Origin of the sequence: Allorhizobium ampelinum S4 (assembly GCF_000016285.1) — a bacterium.
Classification (GTDB): domain Bacteria; phylum Pseudomonadota; class Alphaproteobacteria; order Rhizobiales; family Rhizobiaceae; genus Allorhizobium; species Allorhizobium ampelinum.
In genome coordinates, this window is sequence record NC_011989.1 from 1536667 (window position 1) to 1558555 (window position 21889).

29 protein-coding genes and 1 pseudogene are annotated in these 21889 nt (G+C 56.1%); 21 read left to right on the forward strand and 9 right to left on the reverse strand.

Annotated elements, in window-relative coordinates:
* Window positions 1-33: 33 nt before the first annotated feature.
* The 20 genes from rplP to AVI_RS07315 all read left to right on the forward strand — a co-directional run bounded on the left by rplP (window position 34) and on the right by AVI_RS07315 (window position 11924).
* Window positions 34-447: a 50S ribosomal protein L16 gene (rplP, locus tag AVI_RS07220; RefSeq protein WP_015915745.1), complete on the forward strand. Its 414-nt coding sequence runs from the start codon at window positions 34-36 to the stop codon at window positions 445-447.
* Window positions 448-457: 10 nt separating this feature from the next.
* Window positions 458-658, forward strand: a complete 201-nt coding sequence (gene rpmC, locus AVI_RS07225) for a 50S ribosomal protein L29 (protein WP_015915746.1) — start codon at window positions 458-460, stop codon at window positions 656-658.
* A 15-nt stretch (window positions 659-673) separates the two neighbouring features.
* The gene (rpsQ, locus tag AVI_RS07230) at window positions 674-910 is read left to right on the forward strand and encodes a 30S ribosomal protein S17 (RefSeq protein ID WP_015915747.1); all 237 of its coding nucleotides are present in this window, start codon (window positions 674-676) and stop codon (window positions 908-910) included.
* Window positions 911-1143: 233 nt separating this feature from the next.
* Window positions 1144-1512, forward strand: a complete 369-nt coding sequence (gene rplN, locus AVI_RS07235) for a 50S ribosomal protein L14 (protein ID WP_015915748.1) — start codon at window positions 1144-1146, stop codon at window positions 1510-1512.
* Window positions 1513-1527: 15 nt separating this feature from the next.
* Window positions 1528-1836 (forward strand): 50S ribosomal protein L24, encoded by a 309-nt coding sequence (rplX, locus tag AVI_RS07240; protein WP_015915749.1) that lies wholly within the window; start codon window positions 1528-1530, stop codon window positions 1834-1836.
* Window positions 1829-2386 carry a 50S ribosomal protein L5 gene (gene rplE / locus AVI_RS07245; RefSeq protein ID WP_015915750.1) on the forward strand — a complete coding sequence of 186 codons (558 nt, stop codon included), beginning with the start codon at window positions 1829-1831 and terminating at the stop codon, window positions 2384-2386. Before rplX ends, rplE begins: the two co-directional genes overlap by 8 nt.
* 33 nt (window positions 2387-2419) lie before the next feature.
* Window positions 2420-2725, forward strand: a complete 306-nt coding sequence (gene rpsN, locus AVI_RS07250; RefSeq protein WP_015915751.1) for a 30S ribosomal protein S14 — start codon at window positions 2420-2422, stop codon at window positions 2723-2725.
* A 12-nt stretch (window positions 2726-2737) separates the two neighbouring features.
* Window positions 2738-3136 (forward strand): 30S ribosomal protein S8, encoded by a 399-nt coding sequence (gene rpsH, locus AVI_RS07255; RefSeq protein WP_015915752.1) that lies wholly within the window; start codon window positions 2738-2740, stop codon window positions 3134-3136.
* Between the two features lie 42 nt (window positions 3137-3178).
* Entirely contained in the window at window positions 3179-3712 is a 534-nt protein-coding gene (rplF, locus tag AVI_RS07260; RefSeq protein WP_015915753.1) for a 50S ribosomal protein L6, read from the forward strand.
* Between the two features lie 12 nt (window positions 3713-3724).
* A complete protein-coding gene (rplR, locus tag AVI_RS07265) occupies window positions 3725-4087 on the forward strand; it encodes a 50S ribosomal protein L18 (RefSeq protein WP_015915754.1) in 363 nt (120 codons plus the stop codon).
* 145 nt (window positions 4088-4232) lie between these two features.
* Complete coding sequence (rpsE, locus tag AVI_RS07270; RefSeq protein ID WP_015915755.1) at window positions 4233-4802, forward strand: 30S ribosomal protein S5; 570 nt, start codon at window positions 4233-4235, stop codon at window positions 4800-4802.
* Between the two features lie 11 nt (window positions 4803-4813).
* Window positions 4814-5017: a 50S ribosomal protein L30 gene (gene rpmD / locus AVI_RS07275; RefSeq protein ID WP_015915756.1), complete on the forward strand. Its 204-nt coding sequence runs from the start codon at window positions 4814-4816 to the stop codon at window positions 5015-5017.
* Between the two features lie 16 nt (window positions 5018-5033).
* Window positions 5034-5513 (forward strand): 50S ribosomal protein L15, encoded by a 480-nt coding sequence (gene rplO / locus AVI_RS07280; protein ID WP_015915757.1) that lies wholly within the window; start codon window positions 5034-5036, stop codon window positions 5511-5513.
* A gap of 341 nt (window positions 5514-5854) precedes the next feature.
* A complete protein-coding gene (secY, locus tag AVI_RS07285; RefSeq protein ID WP_015915758.1) occupies window positions 5855-7195 on the forward strand; it encodes a preprotein translocase subunit SecY in 1341 nt (446 codons plus the stop codon).
* Complete coding sequence (locus AVI_RS07290) at window positions 7192-7842, forward strand: adenylate kinase (protein WP_015915759.1); 651 nt, start codon at window positions 7192-7194, stop codon at window positions 7840-7842. Before secY ends, AVI_RS07290 begins: the two co-directional genes overlap by 4 nt.
* A 229-nt stretch (window positions 7843-8071) precedes the next feature.
* A complete protein-coding gene (gene rpsM / locus AVI_RS07295; RefSeq protein ID WP_015915760.1) occupies window positions 8072-8440 on the forward strand; it encodes a 30S ribosomal protein S13 in 369 nt (122 codons plus the stop codon).
* Between the two features lie 132 nt (window positions 8441-8572).
* A complete protein-coding gene (rpsK, locus tag AVI_RS07300; RefSeq protein ID WP_015915761.1) occupies window positions 8573-8962 on the forward strand; it encodes a 30S ribosomal protein S11 in 390 nt (129 codons plus the stop codon).
* A gap of 99 nt (window positions 8963-9061) precedes the next feature.
* Window positions 9062-10072 (forward strand): DNA-directed RNA polymerase subunit alpha, encoded by a 1011-nt coding sequence (locus tag AVI_RS07305; RefSeq protein WP_015915762.1) that lies wholly within the window; start codon window positions 9062-9064, stop codon window positions 10070-10072.
* A gap of 119 nt (window positions 10073-10191) precedes the next feature.
* Window positions 10192-10617 (forward strand): 50S ribosomal protein L17, encoded by a 426-nt coding sequence (rplQ, locus tag AVI_RS07310; protein WP_015915763.1) that lies wholly within the window; start codon window positions 10192-10194, stop codon window positions 10615-10617.
* A 248-nt stretch (window positions 10618-10865) separates the two neighbouring features.
* Entirely contained in the window at window positions 10866-11924 is a 1059-nt protein-coding gene (locus tag AVI_RS07315) for a purine-nucleoside phosphorylase (protein ID WP_234617903.1), read from the forward strand.
* A 133-nt stretch (window positions 11925-12057) separates the two neighbouring features.
* Here the strand turns inward: AVI_RS07315 and AVI_RS07320 are convergent.
* Window positions 12058-12929: pseudogene (locus tag AVI_RS07320) on the reverse strand (DUF817 domain-containing protein).
* A gap of 123 nt (window positions 12930-13052) precedes the next feature.
* Between AVI_RS07320 and AVI_RS07325 the strand changes: the two are divergent.
* On the forward strand, window positions 13053-13436 hold the full coding sequence (locus AVI_RS07325; RefSeq protein WP_015915765.1) for a ribosomal maturation YjgA family protein: 384 nt from the start codon (window positions 13053-13055) through the stop codon (window positions 13434-13436).
* Between the two features lie 124 nt (window positions 13437-13560).
* Here AVI_RS07325 and sseA read toward each other — a convergent pair whose 3' ends face one another.
* The 8 genes from sseA to bcp form a co-directional block, all read right to left on the reverse strand.
* Window positions 13561-14994, reverse strand: coding sequence for a 3-mercaptopyruvate sulfurtransferase (gene sseA, locus AVI_RS07330; protein WP_015915766.1), 1434 nt, complete (start codon window positions 14992-14994; stop codon window positions 13561-13563).
* 17 nt (window positions 14995-15011) lie between these two features.
* Window positions 15012-15749, reverse strand: coding sequence for an alanyl-tRNA editing protein (locus tag AVI_RS07335; RefSeq protein ID WP_015915767.1), 738 nt, complete (start codon window positions 15747-15749; stop codon window positions 15012-15014).
* 5 nt (window positions 15750-15754) lie between these two features.
* Window positions 15755-16792 (reverse strand): cysteine synthase A, encoded by a 1038-nt coding sequence (locus AVI_RS07340; RefSeq protein WP_015915768.1) that lies wholly within the window; start codon window positions 16790-16792, stop codon window positions 15755-15757.
* Between the two features lie 144 nt (window positions 16793-16936).
* A complete protein-coding gene (locus tag AVI_RS07345; RefSeq protein ID WP_015915769.1) occupies window positions 16937-18388 on the reverse strand; it encodes a cryptochrome/photolyase family protein in 1452 nt (483 codons plus the stop codon).
* A 119-nt stretch (window positions 18389-18507) separates the two neighbouring features.
* Window positions 18508-18732 (reverse strand): hypothetical protein, encoded by a 225-nt coding sequence (locus AVI_RS07350; protein ID WP_041696474.1) that lies wholly within the window; start codon window positions 18730-18732, stop codon window positions 18508-18510.
* Window positions 18733-18898: 166 nt separating this feature from the next.
* Window positions 18899-20188, reverse strand: a complete 1290-nt coding sequence (locus AVI_RS07355; protein WP_417883610.1) for a M23 family metallopeptidase — start codon at window positions 20186-20188, stop codon at window positions 18899-18901.
* 143 nt (window positions 20189-20331) lie between these two features.
* The gene (locus AVI_RS07360) at window positions 20332-21114 is read right to left on the reverse strand and encodes a ferritin-like domain-containing protein (RefSeq protein ID WP_015915771.1); all 783 of its coding nucleotides are present in this window, start codon (window positions 21112-21114) and stop codon (window positions 20332-20334) included.
* Window positions 21115-21215: 101 nt separating this feature from the next.
* Window positions 21216-21689: a thioredoxin-dependent thiol peroxidase gene (bcp, locus tag AVI_RS07365; protein WP_015915772.1), complete on the reverse strand. Its 474-nt coding sequence runs from the start codon at window positions 21687-21689 to the stop codon at window positions 21216-21218.
* Window positions 21690-21889: the final 200 nt, after the last annotated feature.

Consider the following 21889-nt stretch of genomic DNA (forward strand, 5'->3'; position numbering starts at 1 on the left):
GCGCGCCCGGAGAAAAGTTCGGAGAATAGATAAATGTTGCAGCCAAAGCGTACCAAGTACCGCAAGCAGTTCAAGGGACGCATCAAGGGCGTTGCCAAGGGCGGTTTCGACCTGGCGTTCGGTGAATTCGGCCTGAAGGCTCTTGAGCCCAACCGCGTCAATGCACGCGAGATCGAAGCGGCTCGCCGCGCGATCACGCGCTACATGAAGCGCGCAGGTCGTGTGTGGATCCGGGTATTCCCTGATGTGCCGGTTACGGCAAAGCCTACCGAAGTCCGTATGGGTAAGGGTAAGGGCTCTGTTGAATACTGGGCATGCAAGGTCAAGCCCGGCCGTATGATGTTCGAGATCGACGGTGTGTCCGAGGAAATCGCCCGCGAGGCGCTGCGTCTCGGCTCGGCCAAGCTCTCGGTGAAAACGCGCTTCGTACAGCGCATTGCAGAGTAAGGATCAAGCCATGAAAGCCGCAGATGCACGCGCCATGAGCGCTGATCAGTTGAAGGATGAGTTGGGCAACCTGAAGAAAGAGCAGTTTAACCTGCGCTTCCAGAAGGCAACTGGCCAGCTTGAAAAGTCCTCGCGCATCAACGAAGTCCGCAAGGACATCGCCCGCGTGAAAACCATTGCCCGCCAGAAGGCGGCAGAAGCCAAGGCCTAAAGGACCAGAAGAACAATGCCGAAACGCATTCTGCAGGGCGTCGTGGTCAGCGACAAGAACGAGAAGACCGTTGTAGTCCGGGTTGAGCGTCGATTCGCTCACCCGCTGCTTCAGAAGACCGTTCGTCGCTCGAAGAAATACAAGGCTCACGACGAGAGCAATCAGTATAAGATTGGTGACGTGGTTTCCATTGAGGAATGCGCACCGATTTCCAAGGATAAGTGCTGGACGGTCGTTTCCGCCCAGGCTTAATTTGCAGAGAAATGGGGGAGGCCACTTGCGCCTTTCCCAAAAATCTGTAGAAGCACCGCAACGGCGCAAGAACGCTCCATCGAGAGCGTTCTTTTGCTTTGAGCGCAGGGAAGGTCCTTTTTAAGGAAACCACCTTGGCAAGATCCTCCTCCGCTCGAAAAGACATAAAGATCCATAAGCCGGAATAGGGGGCATCGCCCAACCGTTCCGGTATAACGAGAAGGCGACCTGACATGATTCAGATGCAGACTAACCTCGACGTTGCCGATAATTCCGGCGCGCGTCGTGTCATGTGCATCAAAGTGCTGGGCGGTTCTAAGCGCAAATACGCTTCGGTCGGCGACATTATCGTCGTTTCGATCAAGGAAGCTATTCCGCGCGGCCGCGTGAAAAAGGGTGATGTGATGAAGGCCGTGGTGGTTCGCACCGCCAAGGACATCCGTCGCGCCGACGGCAGCGTCATCCGCTTCGATAACAACGCAGCCGTTCTTATCGACAACAAGAAAGAGCCAATCGGCAGCCGTATCTTCGGACCGGTTCCGCGCGAACTTCGCGCTAAGAACCACATGAAGATCATCTCGCTGGCTCCTGAAGTTCTTTAAGGGGAGCGATTGACGATGCAAAAGATTCGTAAGGGCGACAAGGTCGTCGTACTCACCGGCAAGGACAAGGGTCGTTCTGGTGAAGTCATTCAAGTGATGCCGAAGGAAGACCGTGCGGTCGTTCAGGGGATCAACGTCGTAAAGCGCCACCAGCGCCAGACGCAGACCCAGGAAGCCGGTATCATCAACAAGGAAGCCTCTGTGCACCTTTCCAACCTTGCTATTGCAGACAAGGACGGCAAGCCGACTCGCGTTGGTTTCTCCGTTGTCGATGGCAAGAAGGTTCGCGTTGCCAAGCGTTCGGGGGAAGTGATCGATGGCTGAGACCAAGTATGAGCCACGGCTCAAGGCAGAATATGTAAGCCGCATTCGTCAGGCGCTTCGGGAACAGTTTTCCTACGCCAACGAAATGCAGATCCCGAAGCTTGACAAGATCGTCATCAACATGGGCGTGGGCGAGGCAACTGCCGATTCCAAGAAGCCCACGGTTGCTGCTGCGGATCTGGCCGCGATTGCTGGTCAGAAGCCGGTCATCACCCGGGCTCGTAACTCTATCGCTGGCTTCAAGGTCCGCGAAGACATGCCGATTGGCGCAAAGGTCACCCTGCGCGGCGCTCGCATGTATGAGTTCATGGACCGTCTGATCAACATCGCGCTTCCGCGCGTTCGCGACTTTCGTGGTCTGAACCCGAAGAGCTTTGACGGCCGTGGCAACTTCGCCATGGGCATCAAGGAACACATTGTGTTCCCAGAGATCAACTACGATAAGGTTGATCAGATGTGGGGCATGGACATCATCGTTTGCACGACGGCTCCAACGGATGACGAAGCACGGGCTCTTCTAAAAGAGTTCAACTTCCCCTTCCGTCAATAACCGTAACGACGAGCGTAGAAGAGGAACTTCAATATGGCGAAGACAAGCGCAGTTGAAAAGAACAAGCGCCGCCGCAAGACAGTTGCCCAGCAATCCGCCAAGCGCGCTGAGCTGAAGGCAATCATCATGAACCAGTCCCTGTCGATCGAGGACCGTTTCAAGGCAACCCTGAAGCTGGCCGAAATGCCGCGTGATGGCTCCAAGACCCGCATCCGTAACCGTTGCGAAGTCACCGGTCGTCCGCGTGCATTTTATCGCAAGCTCAAGATGTCGCGTATCGCACTTCGTGAGCTTGGCAATTCCGGCAAGGTGCCGGGTATTGTAAAGTCGAGCTGGTAAGGAGACGGGCAAATGACGATGACTGATCCGTTGGGCGATATGCTCACCCGTATCCGGAATGGTGCTGCCCGCCGTAAGGCTTCGGTGGTTACTCCGGCTTCCAAGCTGCGTGCGCGCGTTCTGGATGTTCTTCAGGCTGAAGGCTACATTCGTGGCTATTCTGAAATCGACCATGGTAACGGCAAGGCCGAGATCACGATCGAACTGAAATATTATGAAGGCGCGTCGGTGATCCGTGAGATCGGCCGCGTGTCCAAGCCGGGCCGCCGAGTCTATGTCTCGGTTAAGTCCATTCCGCAGGTCGCGAACGGCCTCGGCATTACCATCCTTTCGACTCCGAAGGGCGTAATGGCCGATCACCAGGCTCGCGAACAGAATGTTGGTGGCGAGGTTCTCTGCTCTGTCTTCTAAGACAGCGCAGAGATCTCCCTAGCGAACAGACAGGATAATCACATGTCTCGTATCGGTAAAAAGCCCGTTCAGGTTCCTGCAGGGATCACGGCCTCGGTTGATGGCCAGAAAGTAACTGCCAAGGGCCCGAAGGGCGAACTCTTCTTCGTCGCAAATGACGAAATCTCGGTTGCGCTTGAGGACAATGCAATTGTCGTCAAGCCAGTCAACGACTCCAAGGATGCGCGTTCAAAGTGGGGCATGTCCCGCACGATGATCGAAAACATCCTGAAGGGTGTCAAGGACGGCTACGAGCGCAAGCTCGAAATCAATGGCGTTGGTTACCGCGCATCTTTGCAGGGCAAGAACCTGCAGCTGGCGCTCGGTTTTAGCCACGACGTTGTGTATGAGCCGCCGCAGGGCATCACTATCGCCGTTCCGAAGCCGACGGAAATCGTGGTTTCCGGGATCAACAAGCAGCAGGTCGGTCAGGTCGCTGCCGAGATCCGCGAATATCGCGGCCCCGAGCCCTATAAGGGCAAGGGCGTCAAGTATGCCGAAGAGCGGATCGTCCGCAAAGAAGGCAAGAAGAAGTAAGGAACGCGCGAAATGGCAAGCAGAAAAGAAGCACTTGTACGTCGTGCCAACCGCGTACGGCGTCAGATCAAGGCGGTGGCCAATGGCCGTCCGCGTCTGTCGGTACATCGCTCTTCGAAGAACATCTACGTCCAGGTTATCGACGACGTGGCCGGCCGTACGTTGGCTGCCGCATCGACGCTGGACGGCAGCCTGCGCTCTTCGCTGAAGACCGGCGCCGACACGGCAGCAGCCGCTGCTGTTGGCAAGCTGGTCGCCGAGCGTGCTGTTGCCGCTGGTGTGAAGGAAGTCGTGTTCGATCGCGGCGCCTTCATCTATCATGGCCGCATCAAGGCACTGGCAGAAGCCGCCCGCGAAGGTGGTCTGTCGTTCTAAGGAATAGCCGCCCGGATGCTCTTGTATCCGGGCGGTTTCGCGGCTTTGCCGCATAGACCGGAAAGAGCCTGACCCGTTAGGGGAGGGTCTTATTCAAGATTGTAATCTGCCGATTGCACCCGGAAAAGAAAAAAGGAAAAGGACAATGGCACAAGAAAAGCGTGGTTCGCGGGACGACCGTCAGAACCGTGAAGAGCGCGATAGCGAATTTGTCGACAAGCTGGTCGCCATCAATCGCGTCGCCAAGGTCGTCAAGGGCGGCCGTCGTTTTGGTTTCGCTGCTCTCGTCGTCGTCGGCGACCAGAAGGGTCGTGTTGGCTTCGGTCATGGCAAGGCACGTGAAGTGCCGGAAGCCATTCGCAAGGCAACCGAGTCCGCCAAGCGCGACTTGATTTTCGTACCGCTGCGTGATGGCCGTACGCTGCATCATGACGTTCATGGCCGTCACGGCGCCGGCAAAGTGCTGCTGCGGTCTGCTAAGGCTGGTACCGGTATCATCGCCGGTGGTCCGATGCGCGCCGTTTTCGAAACGCTCGGCATGCATGACGTTGTTGCGAAGTCGACCGGTTCGTCGAACCCTTACAACATGGTTCGTGCAACGTTCGATGCGCTGAAGCACCAGGTTCATCCGAAGGACGTCGCTGCACAGCGTGGCCTGAAGTATGCGACCTTGCAGGCTCGTCGTGCCGCGTCCGGCAACGGTTCTGAAGAATAAGGAGCTGGACAATGGCCAAGAACACTGAAGCCCAGAAGACGATCACGGTCGAGCAGATCGGTTCGCCTATTCGCCGCCCGGCTGTACAGCGCCAGACGCTTATCGGCCTGGGTCTCAACAAGATGCATCGGGTCCGCACGTTGGAAGATACGCCTTCGGTTCGTGGCATGATCCGTGCTGTCCAGCATCTCGTTCGCGTCGTCGACGAGAAGTGAGACGGAGGAAACTGTCATGAAACTGAATGAAATCAAAGACAACGAAGGCTCCAGCAAGGACCGTATCCGCGTAGGTCGCGGTATCGGTTCTGGCAAGGGCAAGACCGGTGGCCGTGGCGTCAAGGGTCAGAAGGCGCGTTCGGGCGTTGCCGTCAATGGCTTCGAAGGCGGCCAGATGCCGATCTATCGCCGCCTGCCGAAGCGTGGCTTCAACAACATCTTCGCTTCCGAATTCACGACCGTTTCGCTAGGTCGGATTCAGACAGCGATCGATGCAGGCAAGCTCGACGCTTCAGCCACCATCGATGCAGCAGCTCTCAAGGCTGCTGGTGTGATTCGCCGCCTCAAGGACGGCGTTCGCGTCCTCGGTGACGGTGAGTTGACGACGAAGGTAACGATTGAAGTTGCCGGCGCTTCCAAGCCAGCGGTCGAAAAGATCGAAAAGGCGGGCGGCACGATCAAGCAGCTGTCAGCTGCTGCGGAAAAGTCGGAATAATCGATTAATATTATCGCCCGGGGTGCTTCACACCGGGCGATTTTTCTACCATATGTGTGCCTCGCGACCCATTGGCGGCTCCTGTGTCGCTTTCTCCCCAAATCATCCTGGTTTGGGGAGAAAGCGACACAGCACTTTTTGAGTGATAAAGCAGCTTTCGTGTGTTTGAAAAAATGCACAGCGCTTTATGTTCCGTCTTCCGGGAATTTCGGAAACAGAGGGAGAGGCATCTGGTTGCACTGCAATCGCTCCGCCCCCGGTTTTCTGCGAGAGAGAACGAACTTTACCTTCGGCAGGCTGTCCATCGTCAAGCCGCCGTATATGGTGACGCGGAGAATTTTATGGCTTCTGCAGCGGAACAATTGGCCTCGAACCTGAACTTTTCAACCTTTGCGAAGGCAGAGGATTTGAAAAAGCGCATCTGGTTCACGCTGGCCGCCCTTCTTGTCTATCGTCTAGGTACCCACATTCCGCTGCCTGGCCTCAACCCAGAGGCCTACGCGGCTGCCTTTAAAGGCCAGTCCGGTGGTATTCTGGGACTGTTCAACATGTTTTCCGGTGGCGCGGTGCAGCGCATGGCGATTTTCGCCCTGGGGATCATGCCCTATATTTCCGCCTCGATTATCGTCCAGCTGATGACATCAGTTGTTCCTTCTCTTGAAAACCTCAAGAAGGAAGGTGAGCAGGGGCGCAAGATCATCAATCAATATACCCGCTACGGCACTGTTCTGCTCGGCACGCTGCAAGCCTATGGAATTGCGGTTGGCCTGGAGCATGGGAATGGCTTGGTGACCGATCCTGGCTTGTTCTTCCGGCTGTCTACCGTCGTAACGCTGCTGGGCGGTACGATGTTCCTGATGTGGCTCGGCGAGCAGATCACGTCGCGTGGTATTGGTAACGGTATTTCGCTGATTATCTTCGCGGGTATTGCCGCTGGTCTGCCGACTGCTCTTGCTGGTACATTGGAGCTTGGCCGCACCGGCGCTTTGTCCACAGCTTTGATCCTGACGGTGATTCTGGTGGCGATTGGCGTGATTGCGCTGATCGTGTTCTTCGAGCGCGCCCAGCGCCGCTTGTTGATCCAGTATCCGAAGCGTCAGGTCGGCAATCGGATGTTCCAGGGTGACACCTCGCATCTGCCACTGAAGCTGAACACCTCGGGCGTGATTCCCGCGATCTTCGCATCTTCGCTGTTGCTGCTGCCGGCGACTGCTGCTGGCTTCACCGGTGGCTCAACGCTGCCGGCCTGGGCGACCACCATCATCAGCGCGCTTGGCCATGGCCAGCCTGCCTATATGGTGCTCTATGCGCTGCTGATCGGCTTCTTTGCATTCTTCTATACGGCCATTGTTTTCAATCCGAAGGACACGGCCGATAATCTGAAAAAGCATGGCGGCTTCATTCCGGGGATTCGTCCCGGCGAGCGCACGGCTGAATATATCGATTATGTGCTGACGCGAATTACCGTTGTTGGCGCCATTTACCTTGTCTTCGTCTGTATCCTTCCCGAAATTTTGGTTTCTCAGACCGGGGTGCCCTTATCCCTTGGTGGTACGTCGCTTTTGATTGTTGTCAGCGTTACCCTGGATACGGTAGCACAGGTACAGGGTCACCTGATTGCTCAGCAATATGAGGGGCTGATCAAGAAATCGAAGTTGCGTGGAGGAAAGAGGGGACGATGAGGTTAATTCTATTGGGGCCTCCGGGTGCGGGTAAAGGCACGCAGGCCCAGAGGATTGTCGACAAGTACGGTATTCCGCAACTATCGACGGGGGATATGCTGCGGGCGGCTGTGTCGGCGCAGACTGAGGTCGGTAAGCGCGCCAAGGCGGTGATGGATGCCGGAAAGCTTGTGTCGGACGATATCGTCATTGCGATTGTTTCCGAGCGGATCGATCAGGATGATTGCAGCAATGGCTTCATTCTCGATGGGTTTCCGCGGACCTTGATCCAGGCGGATGCTACGGAAAAGATGCTCGCGGTTAAAGGCCTTGAGCTTTCGGCTGTGGTTGAAATCAGGGTCGAAGATGAAATCCTGGCGGATCGGATCGCTGGCCGTTATACCTGTGCCAATTGCGGGACGGGTTATCATGATGAAAATCTCAAGCCGAAGGTGGAGGGGGTTTGCGATAAATGCGGATCGACTCACTTCAAACGCCGTCCCGATGACAATCGCGATACGGTAAAGACCCGTCTGCAGGCCTATTATAAGGAGACTTCTCCTCTGATTGGCTATTACTACGCCAAGGGAAAGCTCCATTCTGTCGACGGTATGGCCGAAATCGACCAGGTTACGGCGGAAATCGAGACGGTCTTGTCCGGTCTCTGATCGGATATCCATGAAATTCTTTAGCGGAACGGTTGCTTTTCGTCACTGATTCCGCTAGATAGCGCGCCAACTCGCTAAAGATCAACGGTCGGCGCGTTCTTCCTACGGAGGAAGGCGGGTTCGGTCGTTTTGACTTGTTGAGAACCCAAAAATCAATCGGCGGCCTTGTCACGGCTGTCAAACGACACACCACTTGCCGGACGGCAACTGGAACGCAAGGAGAATAGGCGTGGCACGTATCGCTGGCGTCAACATCCCAACGGCAAAGCGCGTAGTTATCGCGCTGACCTATATTCATGGGATTGGTCCGAAGTTCGCACAGGAAATCATGGAAAAGGTTGGCCTTTCCGCCGACCGCCGCGTTCATCAGCTGACAGATGCTGAAGTTCTGGCTATCCGTGAAACCATCGACCGCGATTACCAGGTCGAAGGCGACCTGCGTCGCGACACCGCAATGAACATCAAGCGTTTGATGGATCTGGGCTGCTACCGCGGTCTTCGTCATCGTCGCGGTCTGCCTGTTCGCGGTCAGCGTACACATACCAATGCTCGTACTCGCAAGGGTCCGGCAAAGGCTATCGCTGGTAAGAAGAAGTAAGTTTCGCTGTATGGCGAGCTTGAGGCTGGCACGTCAGTGCCGGCCTTGTTGCAGTTTTGGAAAGGGCACGTTGTCCTTTCCGGTGGAGCCGCTGGTGTTACGGCGGTGTCGAGATCAATGAAAGGGAATTGAATGGCCAAGGAAGCCACACGCGTTCGCCGTAGAGAGCGCAAAAATATTTCGTCGGGTGTTGCGCACGTCAACTCGACATTCAACAATACGATGATCACCATCACCGACGCGCAGGGCAATGCAATTGCCTGGTCGTCTGCTGGTGCAAAGGGCTTCAAGGGTTCGCGTAAGTCGACCCCGTTTGCCGCTCAGATCGCTGCTGAAGATTGCGCCAAGAAGGCTCAGGAACACGGCATGAAGTCGCTGGAAGTCGAAGTTTGCGGTCCGGGTTCTGGCCGTGAGTCGGCTCTGCGCGCTTTGCAGGCTGCGGGCTTCATGATCACCTCGATCCGCGATGTGACCCCGATCCCGCACAATGGCTGCCGTCCTCGCAAGAAGCGCCGCGTCTGATCATTCTTCGTCCGGCCGGGATATGCGTACATGCGGTCCCGGTTCTTCTCATGCTCGGTCGTCACGATTGAATAGTGGCGACGAACGGAAGGTAAACATATGATTCAGAAGAATTGGCAGGAACTGATCAAGCCGAACAAGGTTGAGTTCTCCTCCAGCGGTCGCACCAAGGCAACCCTGGTTGCCGAACCGCTTGAGCGGGGCTTCGGTCTGACGCTCGGCAACGCGCTTCGTCGCGTTTTGCTGTCGTCGCTGCGCGGTGCTGCCGTGACGGCTGTCCAGATCGACGGTGTTCTGCATGAATTCTCGTCGATCCCGGGTGTTCGCGAAGATGTCACCGACATCGTTTTGAACATCAAGGAAATTGCCATCAAGATGGACGGCGACGATGCCAAGCGCATGGTTGTCCGCAAGCAGGGTCCAGGCGTCGTGACCGCTGGAGATATCCAGACGGTTGGCGATATCGAGATCCTCAATCCGCACCACGTCATCTGCACGCTGGATGAAGGCGCGGAAATCCGGATGGAATTCACGGTCAACAACGGCAAGGGCTATGTCCCGGCTGATCGTAACCGGGCAGAAGATGCTCCGATTGGGCTTATCCCGGTCGATAGCCTTTATTCGCCGGTCAAGAAAGTGTCCTACAAGGTGGAAAACACCCGCGAAGGCCAAGTTCTTGACTACGACAAGCTGACCATGACGATCGAGACCGACGGGTCTGTTTCGGGTGAAGATGCGGTGGCTTTCGCTGCTCGTATTCTCCAGGACCAGCTGTCTGTCTTCGTCAACTTCGATGAGCCGCAGCGTGAAGCTGAAGAAGAAGCCGTTACCGAACTGGCTTTCAACCCGGCGCTGTTGAAGAAGGTCGACGAACTCGAACTTTCGGTCCGTTCGGCCAACTGCCTGAAGAACGACAATATCGTGTATATTGGCGATCTGATCCAGAAGACCGAAGCCGAAATGTTGCGCACGCCGAACTTTGGTCGCAAGTCGCTGAACGAGATCAAGGAAGTTCTGGCTTCCATGGGCCTGCATCTGGGTATGGAAGTTCCTGCCTGGCCGCCGGAAAACATTGAAGATCTCGCCAAGCGTTACGAAGACCAATATTAATCTTAGATAAGGCAGGTTGAACTCTGCCTTTCCAGTCAAACTGCGGATCTTGATCCGTATGTGTCAGGAAACGGCAGGGCCGCAACAAGCGCGGGAACCTGCATTGAAGGAGAATAGCCATGCGCCATCAGAAAGCCGGCCGCAAGCTGAACCGTACCGCCAGCCACCGTAAGGCAATGTTTGCCAATATGGCGGCTTCGCTCATCACCCATGAGCAAATTGTCACGACCCTGCCAAAGGCGAAGGAAATTCGCCCGATCGTAGAACGGCTTGTCACGCTCGGCAAGCGCGGCGACCTGCACGCTCGTCGTCAGGCCATTTCGCAGATCCGCGATCAGGATGCTGTTCGCAAGCTGTTCGATGCGATTGCTACTCGTTACGCTAGCCGTAACGGCGGCTACCTGCGTATCATGAAGGCTGGTTTCCGTCAGGGCGACAATGCTCCTCTGGCCGTTATCGAGTTCGTTGAGCGCGATGTCGATGCCAAGGGTGCAGCTGACAAGGCTCGCGTTGCGGCTGAAGCAGAAACCGCTGAAGCAGCATAAGCCATAAGCGACGTTAAGTCGTTTGTTTCAGGGCCGGATGGGAAACCATCCGGCCTTTTTCTGTTTTTTGGCTTGCAGCCGGAAAATTTTTCGAGGGAGTCATGTTCATGCGTCACTCGATTGTCAGTTAATCTGCAGGATTGATTATGCCTTAGTCCTATGGTTTTGACCTGAAATTCTGTCCGGGCTAAGAAGGAGATCTCCTCCCTGCAATGGTGCCATTGCCCTTCGATAAAGAGATCTATCCTATGATGCCAAGATTGCCTGCATTCGCCACTGCGATGATTGTCACGGCCTTGACGGTGGCGTCCAGCGCCATTGTCAGTCAAGCCGCGTCGTCGGCTTCCAGCCGGGGAGTGAAAACAATCGCTCCGAAAGTTCTTGTCATCACGATGTTTGGCGAGGAGACCAAGCCTTGGCTGGCGGGACGCAAGCTGACGACTAAGGTTAAGGTGCCTGGTATGTCGAAAGAGTATCCTGAGGTCGCTTGCGATCGTCAGGGCCTCTGCGTGATGACCACGGCAATGGGCTATGCCAATGCGGCGAGTTCGACCATGGCGGTCGCGTTCGATCGTCGGTTTGACCTTCGCAACACCTATGTGTTGATTGCAGGCATTGCGGGCGTCAATCCGAAGGAAGGAACTCTGGGATCTGCGCTCTGGGCCAGATATGTGGTGGATGGCGGATTGCGGCATGATATCGATGCCCGCCAGATCGACAAGGATTGGCCGGACGGGCAGGTGCCACTGGGTGCGGCAAATCCGACCGGCAAGCCGACCTGGGCGGCGGGGACAGAAGTCTACGCGCTGAACGAGGCGCTGGTCCAGAAGGCCATGGCGCTGACCGGTTCCGTCGAATTGTTGGACAGCGATGCCGCCAAGACTTATCGCGCCGCCTATGCCTCGCCGGCAGCCAAGGCTGCCCCGTCTGTGAAGATTTGCGACACGGTCTCAGGCGATACCTATTGGCATGGGGTAAAGGATGCTGAAGCCACAGAACGGTTTGCGGCATTGGTCACCGATGGGAAAGCCCATTACTGCACCACCCAAATGGAGGATAATGCGACGCTGACAGCTTTGAAGCGGGCGTCGGAGGCCAGGCGCCTCGATTTCAACCGTATTCTGGTGTTGCGCACGGCTTCCAATTTTGATCGTGAGCCGTTTGGCCGCACCGCGATCGAATCGCTTACGTCGAAGTCCGGCGGCTTCATGCCATCAGTCACAAATGCTTATAGGGTGGGGAGTCGGTTCGCCGATGCCGTTATCGCGGACTGGAAAACGTGGAAGGAGCGCGATGGCGGAAAATAAACCATATTATGTGTATCTTGAGCGCCTTATTCGCTTTTGAGCTCCACAATAAAAATCAAGGCATTGAGGACGCGGTGTGTTTTCGCGCCTTCATGTCCTGACAGCCGGGTTCGCCATAAAGTCGATGCGCTTACTATTGAGGTATGTGTATCCTTGTTTTGATATGCTTCAATTGCGTGACGATCACAAATGACATGATCACCAACAAGGACCACGAACTCCATTTACCAAGATGAACCATGGACCAATAGTTCATCTGGTTCGGATAGCGCCAGATACCAAAAAATGTGCTGATGTTTTCGGCAAGCCATATAAAAAATCCTATGAGGATAAATGCCACAAACAGAGGCATCCATCGGTCTTTGTCATAAGGACGGAAAATCACAGTGGTTCGGGCGTAGAGGCCCAGCGCGCAAGCGGCAATATACCAGCGGTAGTCGCCGATATAGTGATGGGTGAAAAAGTTTGCATATATTGCCACTGCGACTAGCGCCGTCATCCAATACGGTGGGTGATGGCGAACACGCAGGTCGAATAACCTCCAAGCTTGTATGATGTAGGAGCCGACACCCGCGTACATGAAGCCGGAAAATAGAGGAACACCGAAAATTTGCTCAATCCGGGATCAGGATAAGACCAAGATGGAAGTGCGCCGGAGGTCTTGAAGACTTCAAGAGCAAAACCAAGTGCATGGAAGAGCGCGATTGCCTTGGCTTCGTCCCAAGTCTCCAGTTTGCCGATCAGCATGATCGCTTGGATGGCAAGAGCGATAAACAACAGTATATCGTAGCGGGCAACACCAAGAATGCCACCGCGCGGCACGAGGAAAACCGCCAGAAAAAACAGTCCGACGAAAAGACAGGCGCGGGCCTCCTTTATTCCAAAATAGAGAAACTCGACGATAAATCGGCGCAGACCTGAGAGACTGTTGAATGGCCGACTCTGCTCAAGAATGTCATCAAGGCGATGAAGTGAGAACGCTTGGCGTGTGCGGGGATCTGTCATACGATCTTGCCTGCTACATAATTCACTGGAACTTGTATGCATCAAAAATGTGCGATGTTGGAGAGGGACGGTTTTTGAAGAGGATCCAACTTTTCTATCGTCAGGACCGGAGATTATAGCCCATTGCAAAGAAAGCTTATTTTATTGGTAGCGTCGCTAGGCGTGATTATTGCGGGTCTTCTGTTGCGGGTTAAAGGCTATCAGTTTGGTTTGCCGTTCTTTTTCGTCAAGTATGGCGGGTCGATCTTGTGGGGAGCTATGGTCTATGGGTTGACCGCTATGGTTTTGGTTGCATTCCGCCGGTCTTTGGTCGCTTCTTTGGCAGTTGCAATTGCTGTCGAATTGTCCAGGTTGATCCATACGCCGGAGCTGGATGCTTTTCGTTTGACTATGGCGGGTGCCTTGCTGCTCGGCCGAATTTTTTCACCGTGGAACATCGTGGCTTATTGTTTGGGCATTGTCATCGCTAGCGTGCTGGACCGGCTTGCATTCTCACCTAAGAAGTGAGTGTCCGAAAGGTTGATGGTGTTGCCCGTCGATTATCCCATTGCTGAACTGAATGGATTCGAGCCTGTCGGGTTCAATCTAAACCTGACAGGCTTGAAGACGAATTGACCGGCGTCACAGCTGATCACTGAATGTTGTAATCCCGCTTTAAAATGTCCAGCAAACTGGATTCCGAGGGTGGCTCCACCAACTCGTTCCACGTTTCAACCGGTGAAAAGCCGAATTGCTGGTAGAGTTGCAGGGCGCGGGGATGGTCGAGTGTATTTGTCATCACCGAGATTTTGGTTGGTGCGGTCGACCAGGCGGCATAGAGGGCCTGAAGCAGGAACCATTTGCCGATTCCAAGTCCCAGTGCATGTTCGAACAGGCCGAAATAGGACAGCTCGACCGTATTGTCCTGTTGCTGGGTCAGCTCAAAGAAGCCCGCTGGGGCGCCATTGACGTAAAGCACACAGATTGACACATCCGGGCTATGGATGGTTGCCTTCAGCTCGGCATCGCTCATCTGCAGGCGCTTGTACCAGTGCCAGCGGGAGCCGACCTGCCGATAGAGGAAGCGGTAATAGGGTAGGGGCATTTCAGTGGCGCGGATGATTGCCGTCTGGATATTGATCGGCACTGGCAAGCTGGACTTCGGGGGCGCGGTCATTTCCAGTTTGGTGACATGGGCGGTTAGAAGCGTGGGTAACTCGCCTTCAATCGTATCTGCTGGTCCGGTTACCACCGGAGTGTCCTTGCGAGATCCCCATTCTGACCAGGAGCCGTCATAGAGCGTATTGTCATGATGGCCGAGCGATTGTAGCGCCAGCGTCACTGCTGCAGCCGTAACCCCGGAGCCGCAGCTGGTGACGATCGGGCGTGTCAGGTCAATGCCCGCCTCGGTAAAAATCGCCCGTAGCGCGGAGAGATCTTTTAACCGCCCATTCTCGCTCAAAATCGAGGCAGGCACAGACCGTGCCCCCGGCATATGGCCAGAGCGCATGCCGGCCCTTGGTTCGGCATCCTGACCGGTGAAGCGTCCTGCGGGGCGAGCGTCTGCCACCTGCTTCAAGCTATCATCGACAATGGTGCGCATCTCGGCGAAGGATGTTACCTGGGCTTCGTTGAATGTTGCATTGAATGTTGCGGGTGCAGGCTCGGGTAAGTCGGTTTCCAAAGGCAGGCCCTGCTGCTTCCAGCCATCCAGACCACCATCGAGAACAAACACATCGCGCGCACCCATCACACGCAGCATCCACCAGACGCGCGGTGCGGAATAAACTCCGGGGCCGTCATAGACAACAATAGTATCCGTGTCGGCAATGCCGAGCTTGCCAACGGCCTCGGAAAATCTCTCTGGCGATGGCAAGGTGTGGGGCAAGGAGGAGGAATGATCTGCGATTTGGTCTTGATCGAAAAACACAGCGCCAGGAATGTGACCACTGGCATATTCATCTGCCGCATTACGGTTGTGAACCGGCAAATACACCGATGCATCGACGACCTTGAATTGAGGTGCGCCCAATTGCTTCTGTACCCACTCGGCCGATACGACGAAACGGCTTTTCTCCGCAGACATGCTTCTCTCCATGCTTGTCAGGCAGAGGGTTCCAGCGTACCGAAGCGAATACGGAAGCGCCGGTTCTCCTTGCCCTTTTTCTCGATCTTGGCGATGTGAATCGCACCGACCTCCTGGGTCTCGGAAACATGTGTGCCGCCGCAGGGCTGGCTGTCAACGGATGAATTCTCTCCGATGCAAACAAGGCTAACGCGACCCAAACCCATCGGTGGGCGCACATTCTTGGATTTGACAATATCCGGATTGGCTGCCAGTTGCGCGTCGGTGATCCATTCCAGGTAAACCGGATGGTTTTCCTCCACCAACCGCATCAGATCCGCCGTCACCGTTTCGCGGTCGATGGCGTCGCTCATGTCGAAATCCACCCGGCTTTCATCCTCGCCGACCGCAGCACCGGTAATGGGAAACGGGCAGACCACCGACAGCAGATGGCAGGCGGTATGCATCCGCATCAGCTTGTAGCGGCGTGGCCAATCCACATGCAGGACCAGTTTTTCACCTAGGTCAGGACTTGGCTGGCCCTCCAGGGGCAGGTGTAGAATGATGCTCTTGTCCGGGCCGTGGCGCGTCAGGCCAAGCTGGATGGTCGAGCCATCGGCGCGTTCGAGAAAACCGGTATCGCCTGGCTGGCCGCCGGATGTGGCGTAAAAGCAGGTCTGGTCAAGCTCGATTGAGCCGTCGTCATGCACGGCTGTCACCACTGCCTCTGCCGTCGAAAGGTAAAAGTCGTCACGAAACAGAGGCAATGTTGGCATGGGGCTCAGACAGGTTCGAAGGGAATGGAAATGTCAGTTTTGCCGCCTAGCCATGTCGGTTGCGGCAGGCCCTTTTCCTTGAGGAAGGCCGGATTATAGAGCTTCGACTGGTAGCGATTGCCATAATCGCACAGGATGGTCACGATGGTATGACCCGGCCCAAGATCGCGCGCCAGCCGGATGGCACCGGCAATATTGATGCCGGAAGAGCCGCCAAGGCAGAGGCCTTCCTGTTCGACCAGATCGAAAATGATCGGCAGGGCTTCGCTGTCGGGGATGAGGTAAGAGAAATCAGGCGTAAATCCTTCCAGATTGGCGGTAATCCGGCCCTGGCCGATGCCTTCGCTGATTGAGGAACCAGAGGATTTCAATTCGCCATTCCGGTAGAATTCATAGAGCGCGGCTCCTTCGGGATCGGCAAGGCCGATTTTGACGCCGGGCTTCAGATTTCGCAGTCCGATCCCCGTGCCTGCCAGCGTGCCACCGGAGCCGACCGCGCAGATGAAACCATCAACAGCACCGCCGGTATCCTCAAATATCTCCCGGGCTGTTGTCTCGATATGAGCGTCCCGATTGGCGGTATTGTCAAACTGATTGGCCCAGATCGCGCCGTTCGGTTCGGTTTTGGCCAGCTGGGCCGCAAGGCGTCCGGAAAGCTTCACGTAATTATTCGGGTTCTTGTAGGGAACAGCGGGAACCTCGACCAGTTCCGCACCAAGCAGCCGCAGCGCGTCCTTCTTTTCCTGGCTCTGGGTTTCAGGAATGACAATCACGGTGCGGTAGCCAAGCGCCTTGGCGACCAGCGTCAGGCCGATACCGGTATTACCGGCCGTGCCCTCGACGATCACCCCGCCGGGTCGCAGCAATCCGCGCCGTTCGGCATCGCGGATGATGTAGAGCGCGGCACGGTCCTTGACGGACTGGCCGGGATTGAGAAACTCGGCCTTGCCCAAAATCGTGCAGCCGGTTGCCTGCGAAGCGGCTTTCAGCCGGATCAGCGGCGTGTTGCCGATGGCGTCTAGAACGGAGGGGTGGAATGCCATGAGCGCACTTTCTGTTTCCCGAACAATAGAAAGTGTGTTTTCGGTCTACAAGCCCTGCATGACAAGAAATGCAATTTCTTGCTGTGGCATCAACCCGGAAAACCTTGCCTCAGTATGTGGGTAAAGCGTCCGTGCACCTGTTATTCAGTCCGGCGAGCCGGTTGATTTATAAGCCTCAAGGGCCACGGCTCTGGCTCTTTTGTGATCTACCAGTGGCGCTGGATAGGTTTTGCCAAGCGTAATCCCCGCCTTTTCCAACAGGGGGGCGGGGGCTTCGAATGGGCGATGGATCAGGTTGTTTGGCAGTTTTGCCAGCTCTGGCACGAATTGGCGGATATAGTCGCCGTCCGGATCGAATTTCTCGCTCTGGGTAATCGGGTTGAAAATCCGGAAAAACGGTGAGGCATCGGCGCCGGAGCCAGCCACCCATTGCCAGCTGGCGGCATTGGACGCTGGATCGGCATCGACCAATGTGTAACGAAACCAGGCTTCGCCTTCGCGCCAGTCGATCATCAGGTCCTTGATCAGAAAGGAAGCGACAATCATGCGCACACGATTGTGCATGACACCATGTCGCCAAAGCTGGCGCATGCCTGCGTCGACAATCGGATAGCCAGTCTGGCCCCGCTGCCAGGCGGATAGAAATTCCGCGTTCTTCTTCCAGGGAAAGTCATTGAAGCGGTCGTTCCAGTTTTGGCTGGCCAGATCGGCAAAGTGAAACAGCAGATGGTAGGAAAATTCGCGCCAGACCAGCTCTTTTCGAAAATGCACATAGTCGTCGGTGGACACATCATCGCCAAGGCCGATGGTTGCATGCCAGATACGCGCCGGAGAAATCTCCCCGAGCGCCAGATGCGGCGACAGGCCGGATGTATGGGGCAGGGCGGGGAAATCCCGCTGCGTGCGGTAACCCTTGAGGCCATGATCGATAAACTGGCTCAGTTTGTCCTGAGCGCCGGGCTCTCCCGGAGTCCAGATTTCCGAAAACTCCTTTGCCCAATCTGGCTTGGTCGGCAGCAGTTGCCAGTCTTCCAACCGGTCGCTATCCGGCCAATGGGCAGGGTTGTGCAAGGTCTTGGGTCTCTCGACGGGCGGCGGTGGATCGCCTTGCTTTTCAAGAGCTCGCCAGAAGGGTGTGTAGACACGGAAAGGCCCGCCGCTCCCGGTTTTCACCTTCGACGGTTCATGCAGCAGGAAGCCGGCATGGCTAGTGGCTTCAAGCCCGTCGCTGCGCAGAGCGGCTTTCAGCTCCGCATCGATGGCCATGCCGGACGGATCGTAACGGCGATTCCAGTGGACGGCTTTGGAGCCGGTTTCCTCAATCAGATGGCGCAGGACCTGGCCCGGTGGGCCGCGGCGAAGAACCAATCGGCTGCCGTAGGATTGAAGTGACTGGTCGAGGCTGACGAGTGAGTGATGCAGCCACCATGCCTGTGCCGGACCGAGCGGGCCGGTACCCATTTCCTCAGGCTCGCGAATGTAGAGAGGGATGACCGGGCCTGCGGCCTGCAATGCCGCCAGAAGCGCCCTGTTGTCATCGAGACGCAGGTCCTTGCGGAACCACAGGATGGTTGGACTAGGGTGGGCATTTGGCATGGCAGCTCGCTAAGGCAGGAGTAACCTATACCATTACGCTGGGCGAAAGGTGTTGGATCAATCTTTGCTGTGTTTAGAGCATCGTTCAGAAAACCGGTTCGCCTTTCGCCGCCGATGCTTTAGGCGCCACCCGCTCTGCCGGCCTGCCGGTTTTGCTCCTGGCGGATCATCTGCATGATCTGGGTCGCGCTTTCGCGCACGTAAAGCATATGGAGTTTTTCCGCCACAGGCGCCGTGGTCAGCAAGCTGGTATATTTTTCTCGTTCATACCAGCGAAAATCAACGACATTGTCCATATTGACGAAGAAGGGAAACCCGTCGCCGTCATGCAGTTCAAGCCACATAGTACCGTTCCGCTTTGTCTATTGAGCTGCTTTGTTTGCAACTCGGTCCCCTGACTAATCCTTGTATCTGCAGATATGCAGTAACAGACATTTATGAATAACGGGTTGCCTTGGTAAGTCCTGCCAATCTCATAGCCCGTTACGAGAGTCCTCCTGATGTGAGGGCTTACTCAATAAATGGCTTCAGTGTCATTCCGGAAGCCAGAAAGCTCATCGGATTGATCGGGTTGCCGTTCTTGCGAATTTCATAATGCAGGTGTGGCCCGGTGGAGCGCCCGGTCGATCCGGAAAGGCCAATCAACTGGCCAACCTCGATTTTTTCGCCCGGACGAACGAGGATTTTCGACATATGGCCGTAACGGGTGGACAGTCCCTGACCATGATCGATTTCCACCATATTCCCATAGCCGCCCGTCGGTCCGGCCGTAATGACGGTTCCAGCACCGGCACTTTTGACGGGAGAACCATTTGTTGCGCGGAAATCTATGCCGGTATGCATGGCCAGCCGTCCAAGCAGCGGGTCAGGGCGGTTGCCGAACGGGCTGGTGATTTCACGTGTGGCGGCAGGGTTTGAAAAAGGCATGTCCTTTGCCGTTTCGCGGGCGGCATCCAGGCGATTGAGGGCGCTATCCAATCCGTCGAGACTGGTATCGATTCCGAGTTTCGGGTCGGCATCGACCAGGGGGCCACCCATTCCGTCCTTGCCAGCATCAGGCGTGTCGATCCGGATGCCATTGTCGGTCAAGACCTGCTCGATGGTGTTGGCCTTGTCGCTCGCCTCGGCGGTCAGTGCATGGATGCTTGATTTCTGTTGTTGTTCGATGGATTTCAGCGACAGGGTCACGTTGCGGAAAACCCGGTCGGCCCGGTCGGCGCCGCTTTCATGGGCAGGCATAAAGCCCAATGCCGGGCCATCGCTTTCCTGTGTGTCTGCGGGGCCGGTATGGAGCATCCGATTCAGGGCGGCCAGTGCATTGCCCTTACCCACAGGTGCGACGGACGCGGATTTATCCGGCATCACAGGCGCTGAAGGCTCATTCGGCGTCAGGCCGGATTCCTCTGCACGGTCCAGAAGCGATCCAAGCTTGCCGGAACGGGCAGAAAGCGCCATCTGCTTTTCGAGCAGGGTTTGAAGCTTTTCCTCCACCACCTGCTGGTCCAGCAATTGCCGGGACGTGACCCGGTCGACCTGGGCGCGCAAGGCGGAAATCCGGTCTTCGTAATCGTGCTGCAAATGCGCCTGGCGGGCCATGGAGGCACCGATCAGATTATCGCGCATGATGAGATAGGAGGTCGCGCCGAGATAGCCGACCACGCCGGCAACCGCCAGGCAAAGACCTGCACCTGCCATCCACGGACGCAGGGTCATATGGCGAATGGTTTCCCCGGATGCGAGGATAAGGACATGCTGTTGGCGCTGACGCTTGCTGAAGCCCTTGCGGCTGCGTGTCTTCATCATGCCGACCTCGTGCATCGTTACAGCCGCTGCGCGTGGCGCATGGCCAGACTGTAACTTCTGATCCAGATTGCAGACCCGATTCTGTCGAGGTGATTACATCCTGTTAAGGTTAACAAAATGTTGCTTATGGCCGAGATGTTTCAAGCGTGGCTGATGGAGGAAAGCACCCGATAAAAGGAGGGTGTCAGCCCGGCTTCAGCCCGGGCAATGTCGTTGAACGGTGCTTTCAGCGCCCCCCGGAAATTGGTGCGCACCAATTGCTGGAAGGTTTTGGCAGGATCGCGTTTTTCGCGGGCGCAGAGAAAGCGAAACCATTTGGCGCCGACGGCGACATGGCCTTTCTCATCGTCATAAATCACCTTCAAGACGTCCGCGCTCTCGATATCGCCGGTCTCGCGCATTTTTTCCTGAAGGGAAGGTGTCACATCCAGTCCGCGCGCCTCAAGAATCAGCGGCACCACGGCTAGCCGGGCTGTCAGGTCGGTGCGGGTGCTATGGGCGGCCTGCCAAAGTCCATCATGGGCTGGCATATCGCCATAATCGGCCCCGAGCGCCCGGAGCCGGTCGCGCACCAGACCGAAATGCTTGGCTTCTTCAAAGGCCACCTGCATCCAGCCGTCGAAAAACGAATGTGGCACCGGTTCGCTGGCAAAGCGGGCAACGATATCGAGCGCGAGATCAACGGCATTCAATTCGATATGGGCCAGTGAATGCAGCATAGCGATCCGGCCCTTCAGCGTGTGCAGCGACCGTTTTTCCGTGGCTTTCGGCGGCACCAGAACTGGATTGGCGGGACGCCCCGGACGATCCGGCAGCGGCGGATCGAGCGGCGAGCGCAGCGATAGAGTCCGGCCATGCCAGCGGCGGGCGGTTTCCTGCGCAAGACCAGTTTTTTCATCAAGGTCGGTTGCGGCGATTGCCATCGTCGCACCCGCTCTCAGGGATTTTATCATGCTATGAGACATGCTTGGCATTTATTGCATAATTTCTGAAATCTCTATCGATTTCGGGCGAAATATTCCAGCTATGCTGCTTTGTCTTTTACGGCTTGCAGCACCGCCTCAGCATGACCAGGGACTTTCACCTTGCGCCAGACGCCTGCGATCCGGCCATCGGCATCGATCAGGAAGGTGCTGCGCTCGACCCCCATATAGGTCTTGCCATACATGCTTTTTTCCTTCCACACGCCGTAGGCTTCCAGCGTGGTCTTCTCCTCGTCCGAGCCGAGCATGACGGCAAGTCCGTGTTTGGCGACGAATTTATCGTGGCTTTTCACCGTATCAGGGGAAATGCCGATGATAACAGCACCGGAACTCTCGAATTCCGGTGTCAGGGATGTGAAGGACGTGGCTTCTACGGTGCAGCCGCTGGTATCGTCCTTGGGATAAAAATAGACAACCACCTGCTTGCCCTTGAAGGAAGAGAGGCTCACCGTGCCGCCGCCATCGCGCGGTAGCGTGAAATCCGGAGCCATGTCCCCAATCGACAATTCCGCCATGCTGATACCTTTCTTTTGCCCGGTTTGTGGAAATATAAGGCCGGGACGGATATATAGCGCAGATGACGCGCGTCCAGTGTAATGAATTTGCCATCAGAATTCTGTTTGCTGCGTGCAGTCAAGACAGATGTCGAATTCGGTCATTCATTGGAATCATAAGGTTGCCGGTGCGCTAACAGCCCGTCGAACTTCAGGAAATA